The organism is Asticcacaulis sp. AC466 (assembly GCF_000495815.1).
In the GTDB taxonomy this organism is placed as follows: Bacteria; Pseudomonadota; Alphaproteobacteria; order Caulobacterales; family Caulobacteraceae; genus Asticcacaulis.
Genome location: NZ_AWGE01000001.1, coordinates 62167 through 77746, shown reverse-complemented (window position 1 = coordinate 77746; position 15580 = coordinate 62167). Strand labels below are relative to the sequence as shown.

Annotated in this window: 16 protein-coding genes; 7 read left to right on the top strand and 9 right to left on the bottom strand. The window is 59.6% G+C overall.

Annotated features, from left to right (window positions below; genetic code table 11):
- Window positions 1-43: 43 nt before the first annotated feature.
- From AEAC466_RS23460 to htpX, 6 genes are all read right to left on the bottom strand, one after another.
- Window positions 44-457, bottom strand: coding sequence for a glycine zipper 2TM domain-containing protein (locus AEAC466_RS23460; protein WP_023456124.1), 414 nt, complete (start codon window positions 455-457; stop codon window positions 44-46).
- A gap of 253 nt (window positions 458-710) precedes the next feature.
- Window positions 711-1082 (bottom strand): glycine zipper 2TM domain-containing protein, encoded by a 372-nt coding sequence (locus AEAC466_RS23455; RefSeq protein ID WP_023456123.1) that lies wholly within the window; start codon window positions 1080-1082, stop codon window positions 711-713.
- Between the two features lie 115 nt (window positions 1083-1197).
- Window positions 1198-2919 (bottom strand): heparinase II/III family protein, encoded by a 1722-nt coding sequence (locus AEAC466_RS23450; protein ID WP_023456122.1) that lies wholly within the window; start codon window positions 2917-2919, stop codon window positions 1198-1200.
- Window positions 2919-3578 (bottom strand): ribulose-phosphate 3-epimerase, encoded by a 660-nt coding sequence (gene rpe, locus AEAC466_RS23445; protein WP_023456121.1) that lies wholly within the window; start codon window positions 3576-3578, stop codon window positions 2919-2921. Before rpe ends, AEAC466_RS23450 begins: the two co-directional genes overlap by 1 nt.
- A 69-nt stretch (window positions 3579-3647) precedes the next feature.
- Window positions 3648-5102 carry an RsmB/NOP family class I SAM-dependent RNA methyltransferase gene (locus AEAC466_RS23440; RefSeq protein WP_023456120.1) on the bottom strand — a complete coding sequence of 485 codons (1455 nt, stop codon included), beginning with the start codon at window positions 5100-5102 and terminating at the stop codon, window positions 3648-3650.
- A gap of 59 nt (window positions 5103-5161) precedes the next feature.
- Complete coding sequence (htpX, locus tag AEAC466_RS23435; RefSeq protein WP_023456119.1) at window positions 5162-6079, bottom strand: zinc metalloprotease HtpX; 918 nt, start codon at window positions 6077-6079, stop codon at window positions 5162-5164.
- Window positions 6080-6161: 82 nt separating this feature from the next.
- On the opposite strand from htpX, the gene AEAC466_RS23430 reads away from it, so the two are divergent.
- Window positions 6162-6377, top strand: a complete 216-nt coding sequence (locus AEAC466_RS23430; protein WP_031237938.1) for a DUF1674 domain-containing protein — start codon at window positions 6162-6164, stop codon at window positions 6375-6377.
- Here AEAC466_RS23430 and pyrF read toward each other — a convergent pair.
- Window positions 6374-7066 (bottom strand): orotidine-5'-phosphate decarboxylase, encoded by a 693-nt coding sequence (gene pyrF / locus AEAC466_RS23425; RefSeq protein ID WP_023456117.1) that lies wholly within the window; start codon window positions 7064-7066, stop codon window positions 6374-6376. The two genes, AEAC466_RS23430 and pyrF, sit on opposite strands and share 4 nt — an antisense overlap.
- A gap of 74 nt (window positions 7067-7140) precedes the next feature.
- Between pyrF and AEAC466_RS23420 the strand changes: the two genes are divergently transcribed.
- Window positions 7141-7869, top strand: coding sequence for a MarC family protein (locus AEAC466_RS23420; RefSeq protein WP_031237937.1), 729 nt, complete (start codon window positions 7141-7143; stop codon window positions 7867-7869).
- Between the two features lie 131 nt (window positions 7870-8000).
- Here the strand turns inward: AEAC466_RS23420 and AEAC466_RS23415 are convergent, their stop codons facing one another.
- Entirely contained in the window at window positions 8001-8798 is a 798-nt protein-coding gene (locus AEAC466_RS23415; protein ID WP_023456115.1) for an SDR family NAD(P)-dependent oxidoreductase, read from the bottom strand.
- Window positions 8799-8868: 70 nt separating this feature from the next.
- Complete coding sequence (locus AEAC466_RS23410) at window positions 8869-9318, bottom strand: Rrf2 family transcriptional regulator (protein ID WP_031237936.1); 450 nt, start codon at window positions 9316-9318, stop codon at window positions 8869-8871.
- A gap of 184 nt (window positions 9319-9502) precedes the next feature.
- On the opposite strand from AEAC466_RS23410, the gene AEAC466_RS23405 reads away from it, so the two are divergent.
- The 5 genes from AEAC466_RS23405 to AEAC466_RS23385 all read left to right on the top strand — a co-directional run bounded on the left by AEAC466_RS23405 (window position 9503) and on the right by AEAC466_RS23385 (window position 15561).
- Window positions 9503-11530, top strand: a complete 2028-nt coding sequence (locus AEAC466_RS23405; protein WP_023456113.1) for a potassium transporter Kup — start codon at window positions 9503-9505, stop codon at window positions 11528-11530.
- 141 nt (window positions 11531-11671) lie between these two features.
- On the top strand, window positions 11672-12907 hold the full coding sequence (locus AEAC466_RS23400; RefSeq protein ID WP_023456112.1) for an argininosuccinate synthase: 1236 nt from the start codon (window positions 11672-11674) through the stop codon (window positions 12905-12907).
- 142 nt (window positions 12908-13049) lie between these two features.
- Complete coding sequence (locus AEAC466_RS23395; RefSeq protein ID WP_023456111.1) at window positions 13050-13964, top strand: diacylglycerol/lipid kinase family protein; 915 nt, start codon at window positions 13050-13052, stop codon at window positions 13962-13964.
- Complete coding sequence (locus AEAC466_RS23390; RefSeq protein ID WP_023456110.1) at window positions 13961-14779, top strand: phosphatase PAP2 family protein; 819 nt, start codon at window positions 13961-13963, stop codon at window positions 14777-14779. Before AEAC466_RS23395 ends, AEAC466_RS23390 begins: the two co-directional genes overlap by 4 nt.
- A gap of 8 nt (window positions 14780-14787) precedes the next feature.
- Complete coding sequence (locus AEAC466_RS23385) at window positions 14788-15561, top strand: metallophosphoesterase family protein (RefSeq protein ID WP_031237932.1); 774 nt, start codon at window positions 14788-14790, stop codon at window positions 15559-15561.
- Window positions 15562-15580 lie beyond the last annotated feature (19 nt).

The window sequence follows — 15580 nt, the reverse complement described above, 5'->3', positions numbered from 1 at the left end:
ACGGCGGGGTCTTCGCTGGTGACCGCAATCTCAAGCTACCAATTTAGTAGCGAGACGCGTACCGGTCACCACTGCGGTAAGACTTGTAGCTGTAACGCTGGTTGTAGTAGCGGTCTTCGTAACGCTGACGCTCCATGGCGGCTTCGGCCTTCTTGCAGGTATCCTTGCCTTGGTCCTTGCCCAGCTTGTTGCCCAGTACGCCACCGACGACCGCGCCACCGACAGCGCCTAAGCCCTTTTCATTCTTGGCAACCTGGCTGCCCAGCAGGCCACCGGCAATGGCACCCAGGATCGCACCGGTCTTGGCGCTATTGGATTTGGTGACCTCACATTGATAGGTCGTGCGGGCCGAAGCGGTGGTCGGGGCGACAACCGCCGCCGTGGAGCCGAGGATCAGGCCGGAGGTGATGACCGCGGCGCCAAAGCGTTTCATGCTGTTTTTAAAGATCGTGCTCATAACTTTAGTCCTTCGTGTCTGTGGCCTGACTGGCTGGTCCGGTTGATCCGGGGCCGTGTGCCGTTGATGAGACCGTTATAAGCCTTCGAACCTGAACGGGATTTGACACAGACGTTCATTTTCGTTCAGAAAAGCATTTATTTTTGAATATCTTAAATAGATTATGACAACCCTGTCATCCAAACGTGCGCAGGCCCTGCCGCGTGCGGCAGGGCCTGTGTTATGGGTCATCGCGAAAAATTATTGGCTATTTTTATTCGCGAACATAGCGGTAGACGACCTTGTGCTTACGGCCATGGCGATCTGTTTCATAAACAGTGCGCGTGCGATAGGCCGCCTCATCGACGCAACGGCGCTTCACACTGTTCTTAGCAACCTTACTGCCGATATAGCCACCGGCAACAGCGCCGCCGACAGTACCGAGCCCGCGCTCATTCTTGGAAATCTGGCTGCCGAGAAGGCCGCCGGCAATAGCGCCAACGATGGCGCCCTTGTCACCCGAGCGCTTTTGCTCATATTTGCAGCGGTAGGTCGTCGCGTCCGCTACGTTTGGAATGGCTGCGGAGCCAGCGATCAAGGTTACACTGACCAGGGCGGCGGCGGCTGTCTTCAGAATATGCGTCATTATCGTACTCCTATTCAACACACGCAAGCACGTGCGGATTTGGCGCGCAGTATCCATTTTCCGATGTAAGAAAGCAGTTGGGAGCTGTCTTAGAACCTATAAAGGTTTACAGGCTTCACGCTTCCGCGGGTGACAACTTCCAACGCAGGCGGTTCTGACCGTCAAGCCGTGCGGTGCCATGCAAGGCAACCAGCGTCGTTTTGCGCGCCACGCCCTTTTCGAATACCAAGCCTTCGTCGAGCGACACGTCGCGCGCATCGTGACGCAGCCACCAACCACGCCCGCCCGGTCCACGCAGAAGAATACTCTTCTTGTCCCGTGCCAGTGAAGCCTGGACTTCGGGATGCAAAAGGAAGCGCACCGTATATTGCGTCTGGACCGGCATATCCTTTTTCGACGGCATAGGCGTCAAGCGGTCTTCGCCTCGCAGTTCGTCGCGCTGGGTATCGACATAGAGACGGCGTTCGTGTTTCAGGCCGAACTTGCTGCGCCAGCCTTCATGTTCCATCTCCAGCAATGTACCGGAATCTTCGGCCTCGACGCGACGCGACCGAACCTTGTAACGCAGGCCTTCCAAGGCAAAATGCAGCAGTTCGCCGAATTTTCCCGACATCGGCTTCAGAATGACGTCGTCGCCCAGGCTAAGCGTATTGGCAGCGCCAACGACACGTAAGGCATGACGATCTGACTGGATCGGCGACCAACCAGGTGAGACAATCAGCTTGTCACGACCACCGGAGACTTCGAAGGTCATGGGGTAGTCGCACGCGGCTGAGCCGAAATCGCCGGCCCTGGCTTCACCCGTATCGACAAAAACGCTTAGTGAGCGGCCCAGCAGGCAATGATAACGTCCTTGCTCGAGCACAAGCGGCAATGCCCCGCCCGCGGCATCGGTCTGTAGAAGCGCCGGCGCTATCTGGTCTTCGCTGACAGACTCCGCGCCCTGAAAGGCGACAAGAGAGCCATCCGGGTGGCTGAGTGTCCGTACGAAGCGCGACAGGCTGTCAATGTGTTGCTCGATATAGTCGGGCACAGGCTGGCTGCGCTGGCTGAGACCATCGACCAGCAGCAGCAGGTCGTAAAGCAGCTCCAAGCCTTCCTCGGGACTGCGCGAGGCATGCGATCCATCCGCCAGCACCGTACGGCGTAACGCCTTGCTAAGCCGGTTGAGCCCCTTCTTGCGGAATCCATCCCCCACGCCGCCTGACAACACGCAGCCGACAGCGACCAGGGCCACGGCACGTGAGGCCTGACAGGCCTGATTATTATGCAGGCGCAGCAGATGACGGCCCTGCTCGGCCAGGGACTGGGCCAGCAAGTGCACCTCTTCCGGAGTCGAGACGGCGGCCAGACGCCGGGCATAGACCGATAAATTAATCAGCCGGCGCGGCAGAACTTCTTCGCCCCAGGTGAACGGTGTCCAGTTACGGAAGGTCCGCGCCCACAGCAGGAAAAGCCGCATTGCTTCCTTAGCGCCATCGTCGCCTTGGGTCATCAACGGCGCCAGCCAGGCGAATTGATGCAGGGAGATGGCAAAAGCACGCGTCGGAGACGAACGATTCCAAGGGTCGCCGGACCCCTGGACGCTCATGCGCGCATTGGCGAGGGCAAACCGGCCGGACAGGATGGCCTTGCCCTGCATGGCGTTGGCTGGCCGGCCGTCACGCGGCGCCGCCAGAAGGCCGTCGGGCACGCGCCCTTTAAGGGTCAGGCGGTAACCCGGCATGCCGAAGAGTTCCGCCCCGGCCTGCTTGCGCAACCATGCGCCAACCACCTTTTGCCACGGCGCGGCCGCAGCGAAGACATCGGCAAGGGGGGTGGATTCGTAGGCCTGCATTACAGGCCTTTCAGTTGCTTGATATTCTGGGCGTAGGCGGACGGGCCACCCTTGAACACCGCCGTACCGGCGACCATGGCTGTGGCACCGGCCGCGACACAGAGATGGGCGTTCTGCGCATTCACGCCGCCATCGACCTGAAGGATGGCAGGATGGCCGACCGCATCCAGCTTCTTGCGGATGACCTCGATCTTGCGCAATTGGCTGTCGATAAAGCTTTGGCCGCCGAAGCCCGGATTGACGCTCATGACCAGAACCAGATCGATGTCGTCCATGATCCAGTCTAGAATATCGACCGGTGTGGCGGGATTGAGCACGACGCCCGCCTTGGCCCCCAGCTGTCGGATATATTTCAGCGACCGGTGCAGGTGCGGACCGGCTTCCGGATGCAGGCTGATATAGTCAGCGCCAGCATTTTTAAAGGCTTCAAGATAGGCATCGACCGGCGAAATCATCAGGTGGCAGTCGAACGGCAGGTTCGAGTGCGGACGCAGGCTTTTGACCACGTCGGGCCCGATAGTGATGTTGGGCACGAAATGGCCATCCATCACATCGATGTGCACCCAATCGGCGCCAGCCTCGGTAATGGCCCGGACCTCTTCGCCGAGCTTGGCGAAATCGGAAGCCAGGATGGACGGACAGATCAACGGGGTGGTCATAGGCAACTCGCGGATAAGGGATGCATTGCTTAAGGTGCTTACATGTATCAGGTCAACCGGCTTGACGGGTTAACCGCGCCGCAGTTTGGCGACAAAAAAACCATCCTGGCCGCCTGGACGGTGGTGCGGCAACAGACGCAGCCAGCCTTCCGGACGGATCGATTCGGCGGGGACGCCGATATCAGCCGCACTTTCGGGCAAAAGCTTGACCAAGGTAAAGTCCTTGTGTCGGCGCAGGAAGGCCAGAATTTGGGTCTCGCCTTCTTCGCGTTCCAGGGAGCAGGTCGAATAGACGAGGTCACCGCCGGGCTTTACCCGATCGGCGGCCGAATCGAGCAGGCGGTGCTGGACGTCGGCCAGTTTGGCAATATCGGCCGGGCGGGTCGCCCACAACACGTCGGGCTGGCGGCGGAAGGTGCCGGTCGCCGAACAGGGCGCATCAAGCAGGACAATATCGAATTGGCGCGTATCGTCATAGGTTTCGGCATCGGCCATGGCGATTTCCGCCGACAGGCCTGTACGGGCCAGGTTTTCTTCAACCCGCTTCAACCGATTCTTCGACCGGTCAAGGGCGACAACCTGAGCTCCGCGCGCTGCCAATTGCATGGTCTTGCCGCCGGGCGCCGCGCACAGGTCGATGGCCGTCTTACCCGTAATGTCTCCCAGCACGTTCACCGGCGCCGTAGCGGCCACGTCCTGAACCCACCACACACCGTCTTCGTAGGCTGCCCATTCGCGCAGGTCGCCGCGCAGGGCGCTGCGCAAGGTCAGGCCGCCCAGATCGGCACCCTCCAACGCCTCGGCATGGCGTTCGAGATCGGCCTGGCTTTTGAACGTCAGGTCAGTGGCCGGCTCTTCGGTCAGGGTGTAGGCGATACCATTGGCATTGTCTTCGCCATAGGCGGCCTTCCAGCGCGCATATAGCCAATCGGGCGCGAGACGCGAAGCAATCGGCGCAGGCAGCCCGCCGCCGAACTTTTCCTGGTCGCGAATGACGCCCCGCAGGATGGCGTTGATGAGGCCCTTAAAAGGGCGGGTGTTTGAGGCGCGTTCCGCCAGTTTGACCGTCGTCGAAACGGCGGCGAAATCGGGCACGTTCATGAAGCCGATCTGGACCAGACCGATACGCAACAGATCGCACACGGCCGCGGAAGGTGTCTTCTGCGTCCGCTTTTCAATCAAATGGTCGAGCTGACCCAGACGGCGCAGCACCAGCAAGGCCATGGCGCGGGCAAAGCTGCGTTCGGATTCGGACAGGCTGAGGAACTCTGCACGCGTCACGGCTTCGTCGAAACCGGACCGCTTGGTCAGCGCCGCATCGATCAGGGTCATGGCGGCGATGCGCGCATTCATGCCGATATCGCCATCATCGGACGTATTGATGATGGGGTCCGGATGCTTGATCGGCGCCTGCTTGGCGGCGATCTTGGCGGCCATGCCCTTCGAAGGTGGGCGCTTGACGAGCTTGCGCTGGAAGGTGGGCTTGCCGCCTGAGGGCTTCGAGGGAGGTCTGTTCGGGGCCATGTAAGGTGCTTCGCAAATAAAGAAATCCCCCGCGACGATCGCGGGGGAGACAATTTCGCCTAGCTCATAGGCGTTGTGGGCACGCTCGTAAAGCCGTTTGCCGCCGGGGAACGCCGTTTCATGTCCATGCCTAGCTTGATCAGGGCCTTGACGCGGTTTTCCGTTGCCGGGTGAGTCGAGAACAGATTGTCCATGCCGCGGCCATGCAAGGGATTGATGATGAACAGATGCGCGGACGCCGGATTGCGTTCGGCACCGTAATTGATCGTACCCTTCGCATAGGCTTCGATTGTCTTCAGAGCCCGGGCCAGACTATCTGGATCGCCGCAGATTTCGCCCCCGACGCGGTCCGCTTCATATTCACGCGTGCGGGAAATCGCCATCTGGACCAGCATGGCGGCGATAGGGGCCAGAATCATCATCAGGATGGTGACGACAATATTGCTGTGACCCTCTTCATCGTCGCGCGATCCGCCAAAAAACATGGCGAAGTTGGCCAGCGACGAGATGGCACCGGCCAGAGTCGCCGTGATCGTCATGGTCAGGGTGTCGCGGTTTTTTACGTGCGCCAGTTCGTGCGCCATGACGCCCCGGATTTCATCACGCTCTAACATGCGCAACAGTCCCGTGGTCGCGGCGACCGCCGCATGGTCGGGGTCGCGCCCCGTAGCGAAGGCGTTCGGCTGGTCCGACTCCATGATATAGACCGCCGGCATGGGCAATCCGGCGCGGCGGCTCAGCTCGGCGACGTCATCATAATAATTGCGCAGCAGGGCATTGCCGGACTGCGGCTCGACGCGTTGTGCGCCATACATGCGCAGCACCGCCTTGTCCGAGTTCCAATAGGCGAAAAGGTTCATCGCCACCGCGAGGCCCAGCGCGATCAGCATACCCGTGGGCCCTGCCAGAGCAAAACCGATGGCGCCAAACAGCGCGGTCAGGCCTGCGAGAAGCAGATAGGTCTTGAACGGGTTCATTTGTCGTGTAGCTCCTTGAGAAACAACCGGTTAGGGCCTAGATATGGAAATCCCGGCCATTTCCCGCAAGGCGGTTACGAAAATGTCATCAGATGGTGAAAAGATTCAGGACATCAGTGCGTTGGAGACAAAGAAGGTCCTGACGCCAGCCGCCAAGCGCGCCCTGGCCGAGGCGGCGGAACGCCGCGCCAAGGATGAGGCCGAAATCGCCAGGGCGGTTGAAGACGGCGGACCGACCGGGCCGGAACCGACGCGCTTCGGCGACTGGGAGCGCAAGGGCATCGCCGTAGATTTTTAGATATTCTGAATCGCCGCCAGGATGGCCTGGGTCGCAGCGACCGGGTCGGCAGCGCGCGTGATCGGACGCCCAACCACCACATGCGAGGCACCATTGCGGAACGCGTCTTCCGGCGTGGCGATACGTTGCTGATCGTTGACGTCGGCGCCGACCGGACGCACGCCCGGCGTAACGATAAGGAAATCGGCCGGTACACGAGCGCGGATCATCGCCGCTTCGTGCGGACTGGCGACCACGCCGTCCAGACCACATTCGACCGCCTGATCGACCCGTCTTAGCACCAGATCAGTCAGCGACATGCCGTAACCCATGTCATCCAGATCGGCCTGGCTGAGCGACGTCATGACCGTAACACCAATGATCCGGGTTTTCGGATTGACGCGGCCGGCGACCGCCGCCTTCATGACCTGCGGTTCGGCATGAACGGTCAGTAGATCGCAGGCCCCCGATGTCACCGCCTTCGCCGCACCTTCGACCTGAGCGCCGATGTCGTGCAGCTTCCAGTCCTGAAACACCAGCTTGCCTTGCGCCTTCAGGTCCTGACACAGGCTCAGGCCGCCCTGGGCCAGCAGGGTGAGGCCGACCTTGTAATAGCTCACGCTGTCGCCGAGCCTCGCCACCAGCTTGTGCGCCGAAGTCAGATCGGGTTCGTCGAGGGCGACAATGAGGCGCGGATCGGCGTTGGGCATGGGCAAATTCTCTGCAGGGGTTGCGATCTGGAGCGAATTGCTGTGTGGTAGCGCAATTCTCTCTGGGCCTGCCAATGACTCTTGTTGAGTTCTACGTCAACTTCTTCATCACGCTTTTCGCACTGATCGATCCGATCGGCAATGTGCCCATCTATGCCGCCGCCACGCAAAGCCAGACATCGACCTCGCGTCGCTGGCTGAGCATCTATATTTCGATCTTCACGGCGCTGATCCTGACCATCTTCTTTTTTGCCGGCCTGAGCATCCTGAAATTTTTCGGCATTTCCATGGATGCCTTCCGCATCGCCGGCGGCCTGCTGCTGTTCCTGATGGGGCTGGAAATGGCGCGCGGCGATTTCATCGACAGCTTCACCCAGGCCGAAGACGTCAAGCATGGCGGCGACCCAACCACCGGCGTGCAACCGCTCGGCCACCGGGAAAAAGCCAAAAACGCCTTTGAAAAGCTGGTCGTGCCATTCGCCTTCCCGCTGATGGTCGGCCCGGGCACGATTTCGACCGTCATCATTCAGGCCGGAGAGGCGCAAAAACTCGGCTATATCGGCCTGGCGACGGGCGTAGCCGCCATCTTCACCACCGGCGCGGCGGTTTTGGTCACCCTGCTGTTCTCAAACACCATATCGCGCGTCTTCGGTCGGGTCGGCATGGTGGTCGTTGTGCGCGTGCTCGGTCTGATCCTGTGCGCCCTGTCGGTGCAGATCATCATCTCCGCAGTCAGCGAGATCACCCATAACCTGATCCTGCCGTCGGCCGCTCACCCGTACGAAAGCGGCAAGCACAGTTAGAGATTAGTCAGGAATATAAGTCGCTGGGGTGAGTCGAAAATGTCCGGCTTTCGAGCACCCGAAGCGACATGTACTCCGGTACATGAGCAAGGGCGCACAGAAAACGGGCATTTGCAGGCCACCTCAGCGACTTATCGGTGGATTTTGCTGAGTTGTCCTGACGCCAATTCCATCGTCCAGTCGTCGGGCAGCACCTTGAGCAGGGCCGCCGCCGTTTTGTTCGGCGCGCCGGGCACGCAGCAGGCGCGGTTGGCTTCGGCGGCGACATAACCTTCGCGGGCCACCTCATCGGCGCCCATCCACCACCATTCGGGAATGGCCTTCGATAATTTGGAGCGTGAACCGACGACATCGTGAAATTCAGAATAGGTCCAGCCCGGACACAGGGCGCTGACGTGCACGCCATGGTCACGCAGTTCCAGATGCAGGCTTTGCGAAAAACGGGTCAGGAAGGTCTTAACCGGCCCATACATCGTATCGCCAGGCGACGCCGGCAGAAACCCCGCCAGGGAAGCGACATTGACGATACGGCCGAATTTCTGCGCCTTCATGTCGGGTATGAAACGATGCATCAGTTCCACCGGGGCCAGCATCATGACTTGCAGGAAGGCCTTGTGATCTTCGAGCGACGTAGCGACAAAACCGCCCGGCTGACCGTAACCGGCGTTATTGACCAGACCGTCGACGCTGCGGCCCAGCGCCAGTATGCCTTTTTGCAGGGCTTCGGGCGTGTTTGGGTTCGCCAGGTCACCCGGCAGGGCGTGGGCCTCGACACCGAAACGCAGACGGATTTCCTCCGCCAACTTGTCCAGGCGATCACCGCGTCGCGCCGTCAGGGCGACATCCCAGCCATGCGACGCATAGATACGCGCGAAGGCCAGGCCTATGCCCGAAGATGCGCCCGTGATCAGAACCAGACGGCGTGCCAAATCAGTTCCCCAAATCAAAATGAGGGAAAACCGAAACACGAACCCTAGTCGAAAGGCAAGATTATTCGCGCTATTGCGCCGGGCATTCGACCGGCAGCTTAGCCGTATGCTTGAGCAGATCGGCCACAGTGAATGTCGCCAGGCTTTTCGCTGCTGCGATGTTGGCCGCCATCATGGCTTCATTGACCGCCTTGGGGATGGCCTGGCTCACCGGACACCCTTCGGCCCCCAGGGGCGCAGAGCCCAGATGCGCACAGCCATTGACGGCCTTCAGCACTTCGTCAAGCCGGATATCGTCAGGCCGGCGCAACAGCCAGGCCCCGCCAGACACGCCTGAGCAGGTCGCCAATAGGCCAGCCTTGGCCAGTTGCGTGGTCATCCGGCGGATCACGACCGGATTTGTCGGGATCGACGCAGCCAGCACAGATGAAGACACCGCCTGTTCACGCGAATAGGCGTTGCGGTGGGCCAGGTAGGCCAGCGTGTGGGCGGCCACAGGAAATCTTTGACTATCTGACATTGCCACTTCTAGATATTAGAATTCTCTGTCATTTGATAGGGGGCTTACGCCCAAGACCCCCAAAGACAACAACAATCGAGATTGAATGTGTCTATAAATAGGCGTAAGAGCCCGCAGTTCAAGCGAGGGCCTCCCAGATGACGTGTGTCATCCTGCCATTTCGGCACCCCTCAGGAGAGTATGCATGATCGGGGATACCCGTCCTGAGGCACCGGCAGACACACCGGGCTCACCGCAGTCAGACACCGGTGATGCCGCTGCCCCTGGCGTCAACACAAATCAAAAAATAGAGTCTTCCGCCACTGACCCCCATGCGTCAGAGGCCGAGGCCGTATCCAGCCATGGTCATGGTACGGACGGCTTCTGGGCGTTGGCCGTGGGCTCAATCGGCGTTGTTTTCGGCGACATCGGAACCAGCCCACTTTATGCCATGCGCGAAGCGCTCTTTCACACGCGTGAGGGCACGAGCGCAGAATTGGCCGTGAAGGGGGTGATTTCACTTGTCTTCTGGGCGCTGATCATGATTGTCACGGTCAAATATGTTCTCTTTCTGATGAAGGCGGATAATAAGGGCGAGGGCGGCACCCTGGCCCTCATGGCCCTGACACAAAAGGCACTCGGAAAATATTCGCCGACAGTGTTCTTCCTTGGCATATGCGGCGCAGCTCTGTTCTACGGCGACGGCATCATCACCCCCGCAGTTTCGGTGCTCGGCGCTGTCGAAGGACTGAAAGATGCCCCCGGTATCGGCACGTCCATGTCCCACCTGATCGTGCCGATTTCAGCAGTCATCCTGATCGCCTTGTTTATGGTGCAATCCAAGGGAACGGCAAAGGTGGCCAACTTCTTTGGCCCCATCACCGTGGTCTGGTTTCTTGTTCTCGGCGGTTTGGGCCTATATCACATCTTCGACCAGCCAGGGATCCTGGTCGCACTCATGCCGCAGTATGGCATCGAATTCCTCATCGCCAACGGGTTTACCGGCTTCGTTATCCTGGGCTCGGTCTTTCTGGCGGTCACCGGCGCCGAAGCGTTGTATGCCGACATGGGCCATTTCGGTAAGAAACCGATCCAGTATTCGTGGCTGTTTTTCATCCTGCCTTGCCTGACGCTCAACTACCTGGGTCAGGGCGCGCTCACCCTGGCCGACCCGTCGGCGCGCGAAAATCCATTCTGGCGCATGGTCCCCGAAGTGGCTTACTGGCCAGTCTTCGGGTTAGCCACCATGGCGACCGTAATCGCGTCTCAAGCCGTCATTACCGGCGCCTTTTCGATCACCCAACAGGCGGTTCAGCTAGGCCTCCTGCCACGCATCGACATCAAACGTACCAGCGAGACCCAGGCCGGACAGATCTTCGTGCCGCAGATCAATACCATGCTGATGATCGGCGTGCTGATCCTGCTGTTCGCCTTCCGCTCGACCGATCGCCTAACCTCGGCGTACGGCATTGCTGTTACCGGCGCCATGATGGTCGATACGCTTTTGGCCTACGTCTTCCTGCGCCATGTCTGGAAATGGAAGCGCTGGCAGGCCTGGGCGCTTCTCTTACCGCTTGGTACGCTCGATCTGGTCTTCTTCGGCTCGAACCTGCTGAAAATTCCGCAGGGCGCGTGGCTGCCCCTGCTTCTGGCCGGCATACTGGTCATGATCATGCTGACCTGGGCGACCGGATCGCGTACGCTGGCCGATAAATCGAAACGCGACAGTGTTCTGCTCATCGACCTGATCGAGATGCTGAAGAAGCGTCCGCCGCACCGCGTGGCCGGAACCGCCATATTCCTGACCTCCGACGCCGAAGCCGCGCCTGTGGCCCTGATGCATAACCTCAAGCACAACAAGGTATTGCACGAAAAGAACATCATCCTGACCGTCAAGACGGTCGGCGTGCCGCGCGTGGCCGAAGGCAACCGCGTCTCCATCGAGATCATCAACGAAGACTTCAAGAAGGTGACCCTGATCTACGGCTTTATGGAAAGTCCGAACCTGCCGCGCGCCCTGGGTCTGTGTCGCAAGCTGGGGCTCAAGTTCGACATCATGGCCACCAGCTTCTTCGTCGGCAAACGCTCGGTCGTACCATCGGCCAATTCCGGTATGCCGTTGTGGCAGGACAAGCTATTCATCTTCCTGATGAAGAATGCCGCCAATCCGACGGAATTTTTCCATATACCGCCGGGCCGCGTCGTCGAACTGGGCACCCAGGTCACGGTTTAGACCTTTCGGAATCAGGCCGTCGGGACAGCGGCGGCCTTTAGTTTTAGCGGCGACGCAATAAGTCTTGCATCGAGGGGCTATAGACCGTAAAGCGCGCGTGAATTTTTTCACATGGTCTCCCCCGCCCAAAGGTTTGCAAACATGTCCGCACCCGCTGAGAAGCCCGTCAAGAAAGTCGTCCTCGCCTATTCCGGCGGCCTCGACACCTCGATCATCCTGAAGTGGCTGCAGACGGAATACAATGCCGAGGTGGTCACCTTTACCGCCGACCTCGGTCAGGGTGAGGAACTGGAACCCGCGCGCAAGAAGGCCGAGCTGCTGGGCATCAAGCCAGAGAACATCTTCATCGAAGACCTGCGCGAGGAATTCGTGCGTGACTACGTCTTCCCCATGTTCCGCGCCAACACGGTCTATGAAGGCCAGTACCTGCTCGGCACCTCCATCGCCCGTCCGCTGATCGCCAAGAAGCAGATCGAAATCGCCCGCAAGGTCGGCGCCGACGCTGTCTGCCATGGCGCTACGGGCAAAGGCAACGATCAGGTTCGTTTCGAACTTGGCTACTACGGCCTGGAACCCGATATTCGCGTCATCGCGCCCTGGCGTGAATGGGAATTCGCCTCGCGCGAAGCCCTGCTCACCTTCGCCGAACAGCACCAGATCCCCATCGCCAAGGACAAGCGCGGCGATGCGCCCTTCTCGGTCGATGCCAACCTGCTGCACTCGTCCTCCGAAGGCAAGGTTCTGGAAGACCCGGCCGTCGAAGCCCCGGAATTCGTCTACCAGCGCACCATTTCGCCGGAAGCGGCGCCTGACACGCCGACCGTCTTCACCATGGACTTCGAAAAGGGCGACCCGGTTGCCATCAACGGTGAAGCCCTGTCACCGGCAGCCCTCCTAACCAAACTGAACCAGTTGGGCCATGACAACGGCATCGGTCGCCTCGATCTCGTCGAAAACCGCTTCGTCGGCATGAAATCTCGCGGCGTCTATGAAACGCCGGGCGGCACCATCCTCCTGGCGGCGCACCGCGGTATCGAATCCATCACGCTTGATCGGGGCGCCATGCACCTGAAAGACGAGTTGATGCCGAAATATGCCTCACTCGTCTACAACGGCTTCTGGTTCTCGCCCGAGCGCCATATGCTGCAGGCCGCCATCGATTACAGCCAGGATAAGGTCACCGGCCGCGTCACGGTCAAGCTCTACAAGGGAAATGTCACCGTTATCGGTCGCGAAAGCCCCTATTCGCTGTACGATCAGGACCTGGTCACGTTCGAAGAAGGCAAGGTCGCTTACGATCATCGCGACGCTGCGGGCTTTATCAAGCTCAACGCCCTGCGCCTGCGGGTCGCCGCCAAGCGCGATCAGCGCGGCTGATTCAATCTTCAGGTATTCTCTCAGAGCTCCGCCGCGCAGGCGGAGCTTTTTTGTTGCCGCCGATCCGTGATGCATCATGCCACATTGACTCTTTGCACCCGTCTCTTCCACCTTATCGGTTCAAACAAGGAAATGCGGCGGCATGGCCACTGACGGCTTCAATATTCTGATTAACGGCAAGGCCGGCACAGTGCTCAACATGGGCCGTCCAGCTATCGAAACGGCCATATCCGACAGCGGCCTTCCGGTCGCTGAGCTATGCTTTTCCGAACCGGAAGACATGGCGCAAAATCTCAAGCGACTGGCGGCACAGCCAGAGCGCCTGATTATCGGCGGCGGTGATGGCACGATCCGTGAAACAGCCAAGTCATTGGCCGGCCAACAAAAAGCGTTCGGTGTGCTGCCTTTCGGAACGATGAACCTGCTGGCCATTGATCTGGGGTTTTCCTCCCTGCAGCAGGCGCTTGCCGCCTACGCCGTCGGCACCACCGAACAGACCATGGACGCCGGTTTCGTCAACGGCGAGATCTTTCTGTGTTGCGCCAGTCTGGGCACCATGCCGCAGGCCTCGGTCTTTCGCGAGGCCAATCGCCTGACCAACAAGTTCCTGTTGATGCCGAAACTATTCTTGTTTGTCCTGAATAATATGGACAAAAACAAGCGCTCACGGCTGGTCATTGAAGCCGACGGCAAGATGTCAAAGTTCCGCACGCCGGCGGTGGTGATATCCGCCAACCGGTTTGCCGATTCGGAAAAACTCACCGAAAGCAATTTCAAGCGCGTCTCCCTGAGGGGCGGCGAATTGGCTGTTTACATCTCTACGACCAAGACATCGTCGGACCATGTTCGCCTGTTATGGCGATTGATCTTCGGCCACTGGCTGCATGATCGCGATATGACGGAAATGACCGGCAAGCGGTTCCGAATTTTCAGCCAGCATCACAAGCCGCTGGTTTCGGTCGATGGCGAGGTAATGAAGCTGAAAGCACCGCTTGAATTCACATTGAAGCCGGATTTCGTTCATGTGCTGGTGCCTGCTGAAAAGGCGCAGGCATGAACTGGCGCAGCCGGATCGACCGACTACCGCTGCCGTTACGGCAGGAATGGCGGGCACTTCTGTTGTTCGGTGCCATCCTGGTGACAAGCGCCTGGTTGTTCTTCGAGATCATCGAAGAGGTGTTTCTGGAAGACCCGCTGTTCGGTCCCGACAATTTGACCTATGCCGCCCTGCAAGCCCTACGCAACCCTATGCTGGACCGACTGATGATCGGTATTACAGAATTGGGCGACACCTGGGTGGTTGTCGCGGTGACGGCGGCGGGGGCTGTCTGGCTGATGTACAAGCGCGCCTGGCACACCCTGATCTACTGGCTGATGGCGGTCGGCGGCGGCTCCCTTATCAATTCGGCCATCAAGCTGGGCCTACAACGGGCCCGTCCCGGCGACCTGAACTATGGGGGTGTCAGCGTTTTTTCCTTCCCCAGCGGCCATTCGACCACCAACGCGGTTCTCTACGGCATGCTCATCATGATAATGGCGCGCGAGTTACCGTTCCGAAGCCGTATTCCAATTGTAACCGGGTTGGTCTCCCTGGTCGGCATCATCGCCTTTTCCCGTCTATATCTCGGCGCTCACTGGCTGTCGGACGTAGCCGGTGGATTGTTCTTCGGATCGATGTGGCTGGCCCTGCTCGGCCTGTTTTACATGTGGCGACCGGCAGAGCCGGTAGAGCCCATCAAGATGATGGCCGTGATAGGCCTGGCCCTGGCGTTTGGGGGAGGCGTGAACATGGCCTGCAACTTCGGCACGGATCATGCGCGCTATACGGCGCGATCCGTCCACGCCCTACCTCCAAACGGAAGCCCGACATGAAGCCCGACATGAAGATAGCTCATATCTCAGACCTGCATTTCGGCAGCCACGATGACGCGATCATGCGCGCCTTGCTGGCGCACATCATATCGGCACAGGTTGATCTGGTTATAGCCAGCGGTGACGTCACCCAGTCGGCCACCGAAGAGGAGTTCGTGCAATGCCGCGCCTTTTTCGATGCGTTGCCCGTCCCGGTGTTCGTCATCCCGGGAAATCACGACTTGCCCGGCATGGATCTGGCGCGCTTCATCAATCCATTCGCCCGTTACAAACGCCACCTGACCCACGATCTCAATCCCGAACTGGCAACGCCCTTGGTGCATATCAAGGGGATCAATACGGCACGCCGCGTTCTGCCGCACTGGAACTGGGCCAACGGCGCCGTCAGCGCCCGGCAACGCCGCAATATCGCCGACTGCTTCGCCGCCAGCACCGCGCAGTGGCGTCTGTTCGTGCTGCATCATCCGTTGATGAGTCCAAAGGAATTTCCACTCGATATCACCGTCTTCAATTCGGCAGAACTGCTCAAAACCATTGCCGACCGGGACATAGATATCGTCCTGGCCGGTCACCAGCACCATGCCTATATCGAGACGCGCCAATCGGACGTGCACAAAACGCTATTCGTCAGCGCCTCCACCGCCATGTCCACCCGCATCCGCCGCCAACCCCAGGGCTTTAACATCCTGCATTTCAGCGATCGCACGGTTCGCATCGATCTGCTGCGTTACGCCGACGGCCAATTCACCACATTCGAGGCGATAACCCACACTAAGCCGTGAAAATGTGGTAGTCGGCGCC

Bases quoted from the DNA above. Each gene is read 5' to 3' on its own strand.
- AEAC466_RS23460 (WP_023456124.1), bottom strand. From the start codon at position 457: ATGAGCACGATCTTTAAAAACAGCATGAAACGCTTTGGCGCCGCGGTC.
- AEAC466_RS23455 (WP_023456123.1), bottom strand. From the start codon at position 1,082: ATGACGCATATTCTGAAGACAGCCGCCGCCGCCCTGGTCAGTGTAACC.
- AEAC466_RS23450 (WP_023456122.1), bottom strand. From the start codon at position 2,919: ATGCAGGCCTACGAATCCACCCCCCTTGCCGATGTCTTCGCTGCGGCC.
- rpe (WP_023456121.1), bottom strand. From the start codon at position 3,578: ATGACCACCCCGTTGATCTGTCCGTCCATCCTGGCTTCCGATTTCGCC.
- AEAC466_RS23440 (WP_023456120.1), bottom strand. From the start codon at position 5,102: ATGGCCCCGAACAGACCTCCCTCGAAGCCCTCAGGCGGCAAGCCCACC.
- htpX (WP_023456119.1), bottom strand. From the start codon at position 6,079: ATGAACCCGTTCAAGACCTATCTGCTTCTCGCAGGCCTGACCGCGCTG.
- AEAC466_RS23430 (WP_031237938.1), top strand. From the start codon at position 6,162: ATGTCATCAGATGGTGAAAAGATTCAGGACATCAGTGCGTTGGAGACA.
- pyrF (WP_023456117.1), bottom strand. From the start codon at position 7,066: ATGCCCAACGCCGATCCGCGCCTCATTGTCGCCCTCGACGAACCCGAT.
- AEAC466_RS23420 (WP_031237937.1), top strand. From the start codon at position 7,141: ATGACTCTTGTTGAGTTCTACGTCAACTTCTTCATCACGCTTTTCGCA.
- AEAC466_RS23410 (WP_031237936.1), bottom strand. From the start codon at position 9,318: ATGTCAGATAGTCAAAGATTTCCTGTGGCCGCCCACACGCTGGCCTAC.
- AEAC466_RS23405 (WP_023456113.1), top strand. From the start codon at position 9,503: ATGATCGGGGATACCCGTCCTGAGGCACCGGCAGACACACCGGGCTCA.
- AEAC466_RS23400 (WP_023456112.1), top strand. From the start codon at position 11,672: ATGTCCGCACCCGCTGAGAAGCCCGTCAAGAAAGTCGTCCTCGCCTAT.
- AEAC466_RS23395 (WP_023456111.1), top strand. From the start codon at position 13,050: ATGGCCACTGACGGCTTCAATATTCTGATTAACGGCAAGGCCGGCACA.
- AEAC466_RS23390 (WP_023456110.1), top strand. From the start codon at position 13,961: ATGAACTGGCGCAGCCGGATCGACCGACTACCGCTGCCGTTACGGCAG.
- AEAC466_RS23385 (WP_031237932.1), top strand. From the start codon at position 14,788: ATGAAGATAGCTCATATCTCAGACCTGCATTTCGGCAGCCACGATGAC.